The 12,895-nt window shown below is 57.5% G+C and carries 11 protein-coding genes and 1 riboswitch; of the genes, 4 read left to right on the forward strand and 7 right to left on the reverse strand.

What is annotated here, in order from left to right:
- Positions 1 to 106: 106 nt before the first annotated feature.
- The 5 genes from G494_RS0116060 to G494_RS23965 all read right to left on the reverse strand — a co-directional run bounded on the left by G494_RS0116060 (position 107) and on the right by G494_RS23965 (position 6,209).
- Positions 107 to 2,008 carry a TonB-dependent receptor plug domain-containing protein gene (locus G494_RS0116060; RefSeq protein ID WP_035246989.1) on the reverse strand — a complete coding sequence of 634 codons (1,902 nt, stop codon included), beginning with the start codon at positions 2,006 to 2,008 and terminating at the stop codon, positions 107 to 109.
- Between the two features lie 283 nt (positions 2,009 to 2,291).
- Positions 2,292 to 2,477: riboswitch (cobalamin riboswitch) on the reverse strand.
- Positions 2,478 to 2,597: 120 nt separating this feature from the next.
- Complete coding sequence (locus tag G494_RS0116065) at positions 2,598 to 3,236, reverse strand: hypothetical protein (RefSeq protein ID WP_028585339.1); 639 nt, start codon at positions 3,234 to 3,236, stop codon at positions 2,598 to 2,600.
- Between the two features lie 1,236 nt (positions 3,237 to 4,472).
- Entirely contained in the window at positions 4,473 to 4,703 is a 231-nt protein-coding gene (locus tag G494_RS0116070) for a thioredoxin family protein (RefSeq protein ID WP_028585340.1), read from the reverse strand.
- A 68-nt stretch (positions 4,704 to 4,771) separates the two neighbouring features.
- Positions 4,772 to 5,836: a permease gene (locus tag G494_RS0116075; protein WP_028585341.1), complete on the reverse strand. Its 1,065-nt coding sequence runs from the start codon at positions 5,834 to 5,836 to the stop codon at positions 4,772 to 4,774.
- 19 nt (positions 5,837 to 5,855) lie between these two features.
- Complete coding sequence (locus G494_RS23965) at positions 5,856 to 6,209, reverse strand: ArsR/SmtB family transcription factor (protein WP_332307535.1); 354 nt, start codon at positions 6,207 to 6,209, stop codon at positions 5,856 to 5,858.
- Positions 6,210 to 6,634: 425 nt separating this feature from the next.
- Here G494_RS23965 and G494_RS0116085 point away from each other — a divergent pair, with 425 nt between their 5' ends.
- Genes G494_RS0116085 through G494_RS23970 form a run of 4 tightly spaced genes read left to right on the forward strand, consistent with a single transcriptional unit; the run spans position 6,635 to position 10,134 of the window.
- A complete protein-coding gene (locus G494_RS0116085) occupies positions 6,635 to 7,570 on the forward strand; it encodes a metal ABC transporter substrate-binding protein (protein ID WP_035246993.1) in 936 nt (311 codons plus the stop codon).
- A gap of 23 nt (positions 7,571 to 7,593) precedes the next feature.
- Positions 7,594 to 8,097, forward strand: a complete 504-nt coding sequence (locus G494_RS0116090) for a hypothetical protein (RefSeq protein ID WP_028585343.1) — start codon at positions 7,594 to 7,596, stop codon at positions 8,095 to 8,097.
- Positions 8,087 to 8,875 carry a metal ABC transporter ATP-binding protein gene (locus G494_RS0116095; protein ID WP_035246996.1) on the forward strand — a complete coding sequence of 263 codons (789 nt, stop codon included), beginning with the start codon at positions 8,087 to 8,089 and terminating at the stop codon, positions 8,873 to 8,875. Before G494_RS0116090 ends, G494_RS0116095 begins: the two co-directional genes overlap by 11 nt.
- The gene (locus G494_RS23970) at positions 8,875 to 10,134 is read left to right on the forward strand and encodes a metal ABC transporter permease (RefSeq protein WP_035246999.1); all 1,260 of its coding nucleotides are present in this window, start codon (positions 8,875 to 8,877) and stop codon (positions 10,132 to 10,134) included. The genes G494_RS0116095 and G494_RS23970 overlap by 1 nt, the downstream gene beginning before the upstream one ends.
- Positions 10,135 to 10,286: 152 nt before the next feature.
- On the opposite strand, the gene G494_RS25695 is transcribed toward G494_RS23970, so the two are convergent.
- Both G494_RS25695 and G494_RS23980 read right to left on the reverse strand, forming a co-directional pair.
- Positions 10,287 to 11,639 (reverse strand): hypothetical protein, encoded by a 1,353-nt coding sequence (locus G494_RS25695; protein WP_051305772.1) that lies wholly within the window; start codon positions 11,637 to 11,639, stop codon positions 10,287 to 10,289.
- 290 nt (positions 11,640 to 11,929) lie between these two features.
- Positions 11,930 to 12,664 carry a sulfite exporter TauE/SafE family protein gene (locus G494_RS23980; RefSeq protein ID WP_051305773.1) on the reverse strand — a complete coding sequence of 245 codons (735 nt, stop codon included), beginning with the start codon at positions 12,662 to 12,664 and terminating at the stop codon, positions 11,930 to 11,932.
- Positions 12,665 to 12,895: the final 231 nt, after the last annotated feature.

Here is a 12,895-nt window from a genome sequence, read left to right on the forward strand (position 1 = left end):
GAGGTGGCTAAAGCGCAATGCACCACCTTTGCAGCACGACACGGCATGGGGTGGAGGAGCGCATCCCTCCATCGCGCATCCCCCATTCCCTCATTATGGCTGCCGCCTAAAAGCTGAGGCTATAGCCCAACTTCACCAGCCGCCCGACTCCATAGTAGAGATACTGGTTGCTGGCGTCCTCCAGCAGATTACCGCTGACCTGGACCTCGTCGTCAAAGATATTATCCACCCCAAAGGTCAGGTAGCCTTTCCACAGCCGATATTTGGCATAAAAATTAACGATGGTACTGCTGTCCAGATTGCGTTCCCTGGAACTCAAGAGTTGACAGTTCAGGTCCATGGTCAATGGCTCTGTAAGGTAATTGAGGCCCACGCTGGTTTGCAGCTTTGCACCGGTCTGGTATTCGGCACCACTGGTATCCTCAGCCGTGGGATCCGCCCAGTATCCCGCCAGCCGAAGAGAAAGATCCTCTGCCCATCCGCCCTGCTGAACAAAGGGGCTGATTCCCAGATCCCATTCAATGCCCGTGGACTCGTAGTCCGTGGCGTTGAAGTAGGTATTGGGATAGCCGGCGGAACGATCGATCTCAATCTTGTCTTCATACTGCATGGAAAAGAGGGCCAGCCGCAAGCGCAGCATCGGGTTGTCATACTTCACCCCGGCTTCATAGGTCCACCCCTCCTCGGGCCCGAGTTCGGGGTTGCCAATGATGAAACTACTGCGGTAGTAGAGGTTGTTAAAGGTTGGGGCACGAAAGGCCTTGCCGGCATTGGCAAAGAGGTTCAGGTTGGCTGTGGCCTGGTAGACGAGCCCTAAGCTGGGCAGAAAACGGTCATAGTCGGCTGTTCCGGATTCGCCATCGATAAACTGCTCCCGAGCCCCGAGGGTGGCGGTGAATTGATCCCAAAATGTTTTTTTGACCTGCATGAAGAGGGCATAATCGTTACGGTGATGCTCTCCATATTTATTGTTATAGTCTGCTCCCCGATACGTCCAGTCGCCCCCCAGGTTGAATGCCCAGTCTGAGAGTTCAACCTTGTAATCTCCCTCCAGGCCAAAGTTGTAATTCTTGTTCGTATCCTCGGGTTCGTCCAGAGCCGTATATTCATCGCGCTGCATCTCGTCGTAGAGCCCAAAGGCCTTGGCCCGGAAGCTGTCGGTCTCGTAGCGCAGATCGAGAAAATGTTTGATGGCATCCTGGTTGGTACCTTCATCCGCTTTACTGTTGCGGTCATAATACTTATGAAAACCGGTGGTGTAATAGGAGCCGAGATAATCAAGATAGAGGTGATCAAGGATCCTGGCATTGACATTCCAGCCATACTTGTCGGTATTATCCAGATCGTAGTGATATTTTCTGGAAAAGCTGCGGGATATCTCGTCCAGGGCGTCGAGATGCTGATAATTAAAGCCGATATTCACCCCCGGCATGACTGCTGAAATACTGTGGTTCTGATAGCCTTCATTCCCAAACTCCACCGAGCCCTGGACCGCGCTTTCCTCTTGGGTCTTCTTGGTGATGATATTGATCACCCCGCTCATGGCATCGGCTCCGTAGAGGGTGGAGGCCGCGCCCTTGAGGATCTCTACCCGTTCAATCTGGTCGATGGGGATGGTGTTCAGGTCGTAGGCGTGACCGGCCGCCCCCTGAACAGGCACACCGTTAACGAGCACCAGTTCTCCATCCTTGACCCCGCGGATGGGCAGGGTGCTGTTCATGCCGCCGTGGCTGATGCCCAGGGGGGCAAAGGCGGTGTAGCCGAAACCTCCGCTCCGCCGTAGTCCATCCACCAGGGTGTTGGCCCCGCTCTCCTCTAACTGTTCCGAAGAGACCACCGTGATAAAACGGGGGCTCCCCTTCTCTTCCACCGGAAAGCGTTCCGCAGTTACCGTCAGGGTGTCCTCCTGGATTGGCTGTTCCTGGCCTATGGCAGAGGTGGCTGCCAGGAACAGGGGTACAAGCAAGAGGGCGTGACGCGTTTTTTGTGTACAATAATTACCGACCATGATTTCTCCTTTTGTTGAGGGTACCCTGAAAAATAAGATTCTTCGACCATGGTCAAGGCGGGCGACACATTTCCCCGCAGGCATATGTCTCATATTCCGGCACAAAGCCTTGAACGCGACGCCAAGATTGGAAGAAAAATCAATTTTTCAGGGTGGTCTTGAATTCAGGCAGGGCTCATTACCCAAAAAAAAACCCCGAATCGAAATCAATCGATCCGGGGATAGCCCTTTTCTTATCCGCAGGGTGGTACAGCGATCGGGCAGCACTCTTGTCCAGGGAGTTCTGCCAGCGGTCATTCAGGCAGGTCTTCTGACTTTCGGCTCAAGCGGCAAACCGCGCCTTCCCGGCAGGCTCATGGCCGACCAGTGACATCATGCGGTCTCCCTCCCCGATTACAGCGGCGGGCCCGTTCCCGATTTTCACGGGATTCCCTTTTTAAGTGTAAACACCTGAATGCAACGTAGGCCTGTAGTTAAAAAGAAGAGCCGGAAATGTCAACACATTTACTTAAAATACAGACAGATATAACACTACTGTTGCAGGGGCCGCCAGCTTGAGGGAAAGCTCATCCGGGACTGTTCCTTTAAATTATCGTCGGCAGCGTCGTCCGGCCACCAGGGCCATCATGCCCGAGCCAAGGAGGTAGACGGCAGCCGGAACAGGCACCGGAGCCCCCATGTCACCGGCTGCAATGGCCTGCCCAGGGGTACTTTCATAGGCAAAATCGTAGATGGTGGTGTGCTGATTGTCCGGGTTGACATGGGCCTGCAGCCAGCCATAGTGGAGTTCCTCCCCGCTATCGACAAAGGCAAAGCCCAGGTAGCCGGTCTCACCACTTCCCATGTTGTCCCAGTTGCCCCACTTGGAGAGCCCATCCCACCAGTCATCGTAGGCGTTGAGCATGGTGGTGTCCGCAGCATAGGCCCGAGAGGCGTCGATGAGCTCCCCCTGATCCAACCTCAGGGCTGCCGCGGATTGAGCGGCAATACCGTTTCCTGCAGGCGCCCCCAGGGGAATCAAGGCAGTGGCAGTGGTTCCTTCCCAGTCATCATAGTCAAAACTGAAGGCAATATCATCGCTCCCCTTGCCGTCGATATCCAAGGCCCGAAAGATGGGAGAGGGGATCTGGAGATCCTCCAGGTCCTGATACACCACTGCAGCCTCGGTGGTGATAGGCAGGGAGAGGAGCATTATTGCACTGCTGAGCAGGGGGCCAGGTTTGAGCATGGTTTTCTCCTGATAGAGTTTTCTTTTCAAGCGGCCGAAGCCCCAACCATCGAGGCCATCTGGGTTCCAACTCGCTTGCCAGGGGCATAAAAAACTCCGGCCCGGAAAACAGCAGGCCGGAGAAGAGGATGCAGGGCTCGCTACTCCCAGCCCCCATCCCGGATGGGTGCGTCTGTGTTTAAAGTGGACCCTATATACGCGCAACAGCCAAAACCGGCAGGTAGTTTATTGCTGAAAATACGAAATAAATTGCTCAAACACGGAAAACAGCAGTCAACTCAGACAAGGGCGAGCCTTCCTGTCACGACCTGAACAGCCGGAAACAAATGCGGGGCTATCCGGATCTGCCGACCCATTAGCCGGGAGGATCTCCCTGCTCAGATATTCATTTTTGGCACCGCTAAATAGCCGGCTGAACACATTGGCACGCTGCCGAGAGAACAGCTGGTGAACAAGGGCTCAAGCAACAGCACGCAAAGCAACAAGAGTTAAGATCTCAATTTGACACCAGATAAAGCCTGTGGTTTAATCATCTCATTTCCAGGCCGTTCCGCTCCCTCGGGCAGCCTCCAGGCAACAAGGAGCGGCCGCTCCAACCTCAACAGGAAAAAGCTACCATTGAAGAAACTACTATTCGGATTCGGACTCCTTGTCTTTATAACCGGCTGCGGACCAATGTATGAAACCCACTACTCCTATACCAGACCGAGCTCACCTGAAGGGACAGCCTGTGTCTTTCAGTGTGACAACTCACGGATGCAATGTATGGAAAATGTCCGCCTCAGGCAGCAGAACTGCGAGACAGCTAACCGCATCGCCCGACTCGAGTACGAGCAATGTGTCAGTAAAAACGGAAAGGATCGATGTTTCGAAGACTGGAATTTCTGTGACACAGATGAAGAGTCATGCAAGACCTTATACAATCAATGTTATCAGTCCTGCGGCGGGGAGGTAAGGATGACAAGAGTTTGTACATCCGGATGTAACGAGTAAGGTGGAGCGATTCAGACGTAAGGCTACCCTGAAGAGTTGTTATCTCGCCCAAGCTCTGCCGTATGCTCAGAAAATATCACTTAAATATCATCAAGATATCTGTGATATTTTTTCGCAGGCCTTAATCTTGATCGAAAAAGCTCATTTTTCAAGGTAGCCTTAAGCTGACGTTATCGGTCCTTGAGAAGGGTCCGGCAGATCAGGTTCGGGTTACCGGCAGCAACAAAAACAGCCCCATAAGAGCTAGCCCAGCCACTGTTCCACTTCAGCCTGCTTGGGAGCCCTGCCGACACACTTGACCTCACCATCGATGACCACAGCCGGGGTCGAGAAAACACCCATCTGGGCAATCTCCTGAAAATCGGTCACCTTGATTACGGTGGCCTCACGTCCTTGAGCGGCAAGAGCCGCCTCAACATTTTTCTGTGCCTGCTCACAGGCAGCACATCCGGGACCACATACTTTGATTTCCATGGGATTCTCCTAAAAATAGATATAAGGAATGGATTGGCAGCAACAGCCGGGTTACGCTGCACTCCCCATCAGATAACCAGGTTGAAGAGGTAGCCGGTAAAGAGGATACCCAGACCTACAACCGCTATAAAAACGACAATCAATTTTGGTTTCAGGACCTTGCGTAATATCACCATCTCGGGCAGGGACAGGGCGATTACGCTCATCATAAAGGCCAGGACAGTGCCCAAGGCCGCTCCCTTGCCAAGAAGGGCCTCAACCACCGGTACGATGCCTGCCGCGTTGGAATACATCGGGATACCGACGAGCACTGCGGCCGGCACAGACCACCAGGCGTCTTTTCCCATGATAGAGGCCATGAAGGCCTCAGGCACATAGCCATGGATGACGGCACCCACTCCGATACCGAGCACCACATAGAGCCAGACCTTACCGACAATATCCCGTACAGCCTCACCACCACGTTCAATCCGGTTGGCCCAGGTGAGCTTCTCCTCAATCACGATGGCCTCACCTGCCCGCAACTCCTGGACCCACTCTTCTATCCATCCTTCCAACCGTAAACGACCGATCACCCATCCCGCCACCATGGCAATGAGGAGGCCCGTCCCCAGGTAGAGGGCTGCAACCTTCCAGCCGAGTAGACCGTAGAGGAGGACCAGAGCTATCTCATTCACCATCGGAGCGGCGATCAGAAAGGAAAAGGTGACCCCCAGAGGGACACCGGCTTGAACAAAGCCGAGAAAGAGCGGCACAGCGGAGCAGGAACAGAAAGGGGTAACAATACCCAGCAGGGCGGCCATGACATTACCGGCAGACTCTCTTCTTCCAGCCAGGTAGCTACGGGTGCGCTCCTGGGTGAAAAAGGAGCGGATCACGCCGACCACAAAGACAATGAGCGTCAAGAGCATCATCACCTTGGGCGTGTCATAGACAAAAAACTGGATCGCCTCACCAAGATGGCTGCCTGGTTCAAGACCGACCAGGGTGTAGGCAAAAAAGTGGGAAATGGGCTCCAGTTGGCTGTAGAGCAGGTACCAGGCCACCAGAACGATGGCACCGAGAACAAGAGGTCTTCCCGGGATCAGGGCTTGTGCCTCGCCCGCCTTGGCGTCGACTTGATACTTTTCCATAATCGTGTACTCAGTTAAGTTAATCTTTGGGCCTGCAACTGCGCATCACCAATGCTTCGGGCAGGGCAGAGAGCATCTCCTTGAGTTCCTGGTCGTCGTCCAGCCAGGTTCGGAGTTGGGAGAGCAGACTCTCCGCGTACACCGATTCACCACCATCTGCCAGGCAATAGATGATCCAGGTGCCCTGCCGGGATCGTTCAACCAGTCCGGCATCTTCCAACAGTTTCATGTGCTTGGAAACTGTGGACTGGGCCAGCCCCAGGAGCTTTTGGATTTCACAGACACAGAGCTCTCTCTCTTCCAAAAGCTTCAGCACACGCACCCTGTTCGGGTCGGAGAGGGCTTTCATTACCCTGATAAATGGTTTCATCATCCCTTTCACTCATTCAGATATCGTCATTTAGCGATTAATATAGAACTGTGCTCCCTTTTGTCAATCCTTTTCTCTCGCCTCTTCTCCTGGCGCCTCCCCCAAGAAAACCCTGTCCGGAATCCCGGATACGACCAGGGAGGGACAGAGCAGGCGGGCTGCAACGACTCGCCATCAGCTGCCCCCTCCCTGGGTTGCATCCAGCCGCCGGCAGAGCCTTCCCGCGCCATGGGCGTAACAGGGAAGCCAGGGAAAGCAAGCCCCTTTCCAGGCTCAAGCTGGTAATAATATAGAAGATTACCATGGACTTTTGGCAGGTTTCACTGCTACAGTTTAAGAAACATTCTTAGGGGAGCTTGCCCCCCCTTTCAAGGCCCCAGGGCCGTCAAACCCCTCAGCTCAATTTCACCTCAACAGAGGCATAAAAGATGAGACCTGTTATTAGAACCCTGCTCCTGCTCCTGCTCTGTTCTGTCCTCAGCCTTTCTCCACTTTCGCTGCAGGCACAGCCAGCGAGCAAAAAGCTCCGGATCGTCACCTCCACCACCCAGATCGCCGATTTTACCCGCCAGATCATGGGGGACCGGGCCGAGGTCATCAGTGTACTCGCCCCGGGTGCCGATCCCCATACCTACCAACCCACACCCGACGATGTCCAGCTGGTGCTCCGGGCCGATATCTGCATGGAAAACGGCCTCCATCTGGAAGGCAAGAGCTGGATGGCCACCCTGGCCAGGGATGCGGACAAGCCCCTGGTCACCGCCACTACGGGACTGGCGCCCTTGCTGGTGGGTGAGGGCGAGGAGGCCATCATGGATCCCCATGCCTGGTTCTCCCCGCGTAACGCCGCCCTCTACGTCAACAATATCCTCAAGGCGGTCAGCGGTTTTGATCCGGCCAACAGGGCGGAGTATCAGGCCCGGACCCGACTCTTCCTCCAGCAACTGCGGGTCCTGGATGCCTGGATCCGGGAGCAGGTCAGCCGCATTCCTCCCCACCGACGGATCCTGGTGACCACCCACGATGCCTTCAACTACTTCTGCCGGGAATATAAGTTCAACCCAGGCAACGACTTCCTCTCCATTGCCCCGGTGGGCTGGTCCACGGGTGCCGAGGTGGGCGCCGGCATCACCCCGGAGCGACGGCGCAAGGTGGTGCAGTCCATCAAGGAGTCCGGGGCTCCGGCCATCTTTGTGGAGACCACCATCAATCCCAAACAGATCCGGGAGATTGCCCAGGAAACCGGGGTAGCCATCGGCGGTGAACTCTACTCAGACTCCATGGGGCCGGCCGGCAGCGCCGGGGAGACCTATATCGGCATGCTCCGGGAAAACGTGCTCTTGATTGTCAATGCGCTTCAATAATCCCCCACACCTAAGGTGACCTGATGCGATTTATCCTCACCCTCCTGATCTGGCTGGTAATCATCGGCGGGCTCTGGTCCTATAGCAGACAGCGGCAGGCGGCCGAAGCCGAGATCGTGATCCGCAACCCGACCCTGACCCTGGCAAAAGAGGTCTACTCCCTCAAGCTGACCCCGACCTTCTCCAGCGAAGCCGATCCCTTTGCCCTCCAGACCGAGGATAGCGGCCCTGTGGCGTTGGAGCTGCGGCTCAACGGCCGGCTCCTGCCGGTGCCTGCGGATCAGCTCAACCGGGGCATCCCCTGGACCCTGGAGGGGGTTGAGGGGCTGGTGATGGGCGACAACGAGATCTACCTTGCGGCAAGCCCGCCGCTGAGCGAAGGCAGCCTGGAGCATGGGATGCGGGTGCAGCTGGCCCGGGCCGGGGTCAGGGTGGTTGATACCACCCTCTGGAGCAGCCAGGGCTCCCTGGTCTCCGGAACCATCCACTTTGCCCTGACAGCGAAGGAGGAGAGCCATGACCACTGACCACCCCACTGCTGCAAATCACAAGAAACGGGCCAACGCCATCGATGTGGAACACCTCACCGTCAGCTACCATGCCCGGGCGGCACTGCTCGATGTCTCGGTGAGCATCGAGCCGGATCAGCTGGTGGGGGTGATCGGTCCCAACGGTGCCGGCAAATCCACCTTTATCAAGGCGATCCTCGGCTTTGTCAAACCGGATATCGGTTCGGTGCTGATCAACGGCCGGAATGTCCAGCGGGTCAAGGGGCAGGTGGCCTATGTGCCCCAGCGGGGATCGGTGGACTGGGATTTTCCGATCACGGTCCAGGAGGTCGCCCTGATGGGCAGGTATCAGAAGATCCCCTGGTATACCAGCCCCCGGAAAAGAGACCGGCAGGCGGCTGTCGAGGCCCTGGAGATGGTGCGGATGGCGGACTTTGCAGATCGCCAGATCGGCGAGCTCTCCGGCGGCCAGCAGCAACGGGTCTTCCTGGCCAGGGCCCTGGCCCAGGGGAGTGAGATCCTCTTGCTGGATGAGCCCTTTGCCGGGGTGGATGCAGCCACGGAGCGGGCCATCCTGGACGTGTTGGGCCGGGCCAAGGAGGTGGGCAAGACCCTGGTGGTGGTTCACCACGACCTGGCCACGGCCGGCGAGTACTTTGACAAGCTGCTGCTGATCAAACAGCGTCTCTACGCCTACGGCCCTCCCGAGGCGGTCTTGGAGGAAGAGTTGCTGAGCAAGGTCTATGAGGGGCGGCTCCGCATTTTCAGTGACCTGACAAAGAGGGGGGAAGGCTGATGCTCGATGCGATTCTTGCACCACTGACTGAGACCTATTTTCAGAAGGCCCTGATCGGCGGCTCCATCGTTGCCGTGGTTGCCGGAGTGGTAGGGTGCCTGGTGGTACTCCGGCGGATGGCCTTTCTGGGGGACGCCCTCTCCCATGCCATGATCGCAGGAGTTGCCGGCGGCTACCTGGTGATGAAGATGCTCTTCGGTTACGAGGCCCATGCCCCGGGGATGCTGCTGGGCTCGCTGATTGCGGCCATCGCCACGGTGGCGCTGATCAGTTTTGTCTCCCGGGTCTCCCGGATCAAGGAGGATACCACCATCGGCATCATGTATACCGGGATCTTTGCCCTGGGGGTGGTGGCGGTCTCCATCTTCCGCCACTACATCCACATCGACCTGATGCACTTTATCATGGGCGATATCCTGGGGGTGGCTGACACCGACCTCTGGGTAAGCGCCTTCACCGCGGTGGTGGTCCTGAGCATCATCATCCTCTTTTTCAGGCATTTTCAGCTCGCCACCTTTGACCCGGTGATGGCAGCCTCCATCGGCCTGCCGGTACTCTTTCTCGACTATGTGCTGACCACCTGCGTCTCTTTGGTGGTGGTGAGTGCGGTCAGCATGGTGGGGGTCATCCTGGTGGTGGGGCTGTTGATCACCCCGGCGGCCACGGCCTACCTCTTAAGCGACCGGCTGGACCGGATGATGATCCTCTCCGGGATATTCGGAGTGACCAGCGTGGTGGGGGGCCTCTTTCTCTGCGTCTGGCTGGACTCTGCCGGCGGCGGGGCGATCATGCTCTTCTGTACCCTCCAGTTTCTGGTGGTCCTGGCCCTGGCCCCCAAGTACGGGCTGCTGGCCCGCTGGCTGCGGCTGAAGCGAATGGTACCCCAACAGGTGGTGGAGGACGTGCTCACCACCATCCTCAGAAACGAGGGGGTGACCCCGCTGGAAACAATCCGCACCTATGTCCAGGAACCGGCCAAGAGCCTCAACAAGGCCCTGCAGCGGATGGTCCAGGACGGCCTCCTGGCCGCATCGGAAGAAGGTTATGCCCTGACCGCCGACGGCCAGGTGGAGGCGGACAAGGTGCTGCGGGCCCACCGCCTATGGGAGTCCTACCTGGCCCAGATCGGCACCCCCAAAGACCAGCTGCACAGCACGGCCCACCACCTGGAGCATATCCGGGAGGGAGAGACCATCGAATACCTGGATGAAAAGCTGGGCCATCCCAGGAGAGACCCCCACGGCAGGCTTATCCCCTAGGGGGGATCACAGCAGACTCTTGTCCTCATCCTCGGCCGAGACTGCCCGGGGCTGGGCGAAGCACAAGGCCTCCCGCCTCCCAAAGGGCCCCGCTACTTTCCCGGAGCTTGTGCTCCGGGAAAAGGACTGTTCACGCTGCTGGGGCCGGGCGCCTAGCTCTGTAGTGAGCGAACAGGGACCGAGTCCTCAAGCGGGGGGATGACCTCCTCCGGCTGCGCTACCGCCAACGGGCGAGGCTCTTCGACCCTGGGAACAAGAAGCGAGGACAGGGAGGCCTGCCGTCGCTGATCCAGCTGCTCAAAGAGCTGGGCCAGCGCTTCCGGCCTGTTGTCCCGGCCTTGTCCCATCCTGCCTCTGGCAAGCAGCATCCTGAGTTGGAATCGCTGCAGCTCGATGATCTGCCGCATGGCAACAATGGCCTGATCCAGTTCAGCAACCGCCCCTGCTTCCTGGCGGTCACCATAGATGTTGCTGCGAGGGGTCGGTGTTGCCAGGTCTATCTCCTGGAGGGAACGGACCTCACCTGCCTCGCTGAGAAAGATCCCGCTGGCCTTGACCTGGCCGACCACCATGCCGGTGCTGCTTTCCAGGGTAAAGCGGCTGCCCACATGGCCGATGGAGATCGCACCCACGCCGGCCTCCTTCATGCTGAGCAACTGCCCCTCACCATGGTCCCCCATCATCCAGACCTGAAGCCTGGCAAAGATGGGGTCCTGTTCATCAATCCACTGGTTGCCATCGCTGTCAAAGCCGGCAAGCTCTCCAAATCCGGAGCCGCTGCTCGGACCAAAGAGTTCCAGACCATCATTGATGATCCCGTCCCTGTTGCGATCAAAGCTCAGAAAGCCGCAACCGCTTCCCGGACAGGCGAGCTCATCCTCCACCCCATCCCCGTTCAGATCAAACTGAAAGGAGCTATCACTCATAAAGGGTGGATTGCCTCCAAAGTTGAGCACCAGGGGATCGATGAAGAGCGGTGCCAGTCCCAGGGAAGTCGACTGCACGCTGACGGACTGCCGCTCCATCTCCAGGCCAAAGGTAAAGGAAATCTCCCGACCGTCAGCCGTCTGCACACTGCCGCCTGCCGAAACCCTGATCTGCTCCTGCTGGGTGAAAATGCTATGATGAACCAACTCGGCCCTGCGTACGGAAAAGCCGAGTTCAGCGGGACGGTCTATGCCAGGGGGAGCCGGGGATTTCAGTTCCTGAACAACATCGTTGACAGTCACCTGCTGACCGATAAGCTGCTCAGTCAGGGTCGAGAGGAGCAGGGCAGGCTCTTCGCAATGATCATTCTCCCGGCCGGCCGGGTGCGTTACCACGGAACTGCTCTGGACGCGGCTTGAGGTTGCTGTGGAGATAAGGTTGGAGAAGCGAGCACTGAAATCATTGGCAGGAGTACTCGATGAAGCGATGGCTAGGGGGGCGGTGCTCGTTTTCTGTTGTTCTACTTCCTTGTAGACACGTGCTGCATCCATGCTGACCGCAGTCGCAGCAATGATCATGAATTCCTCCTCTGTTGGAGTGGATGTTGTTCTGAGATGACCTCTGGATCCAAAGGTGATGTAAGGCTAATGTAAGGGGACAGCCAATACCAGGCTACCATGGCTGCACCTCGTTGAGCGGTACAACCGTCAGGACTCTGCTCTTCTTATCGGCAGCAAGCGGCGGCGTATTTATACCATTTGCAGATGGGCTATCTTGAATGATGAGACTGTTCATTCACGGTAAAGGCGTGAATAAATAGATCCATAATGACTTCAAGCTGCCGGTGTCTTGGGAAAAGCAGAAGGAGCTAAAGCTGGAAAACAGCCCGATAGAGGATCACCAGGGCCATCATCACCAGGAGCAGGAATATCATTGTCCGGTAGGAGCGCTCAGCCAGCCGACGGGAGAGGAGAATCCCGCCTCGGCAGCCCAGGGCGACGGCAGGAGCACAGACCGCAACGTAGGAGAGGGAGGTCAGAGAGTGCAGCCCATAGGCCAGCTGTACCACGACCATGACCATGCCGGCGCAGAGAAAGAAAGAGGCGATCCCTGCCTTGACCGCCTCCTGGGACCAGCCCGCCAGGGTGGTATAGACGATGGTGGGCGGTCCGCCCATGCCAAAGGCGGTGCCGATGGCCGTGGAGCAGAGCCCGGCAAGATAGCCCCAGCGGGGAGAGACTGCGCGGGCCCGTACCTTGGGAAAGAAGAGGCTCCACAGGGCGTAGCCGAGCAGGAAGATTCCCATGATCATCTTGATCCCGGCTTCAGGCATGTGGCTGAGCACCGTTGCCCCGATGATCGCTCCGGGCAGGGCGCCGATCAGGAGCGGCCGCAGGCGCTGCCAATCGGTGCTGCGCCGGTAGGTCCAGCCCATCTGCAGATTCATGCTCAGGCCGATCAGGGTCCCGGCCGGCACGGCATAGCCCAGGTCCACATATTGGGAGAACAGGGGCATGGCGATCAGGGCCAGGCCAAAGCCGGTCACGCCGTTGATCACCCCGCCGATCCCCCAGCAGAGTGCTGCTATCAGATAGGTTTCCATGTTTCCTCTTCTCGATAATTCATTGGCCGCCTCAGCACCTTTCGGAGGGCAGCGAACGGACACGATAAACCGATTCTTCTCAGACGCAAGCCCGGATGACTCTTTCTCCAGCCAGGGACGGGGTAACGATCCCCTTTGCAATCATGACCTTTAAGGATACAGTTGAGTATGGAGCTGTTTCTGTTGGGCCAATGAACCGCTCGAGGCACTGGCCGCTGTTTTTGGCCGAGA

Origin of the sequence: Desulfogranum mediterraneum DSM 13871 (assembly GCF_000429965.1) — a bacterium.
GTDB lineage: Bacteria > Desulfobacterota > Desulfobulbia > Desulfobulbales > Desulfobulbaceae > Desulfogranum > Desulfogranum mediterraneum.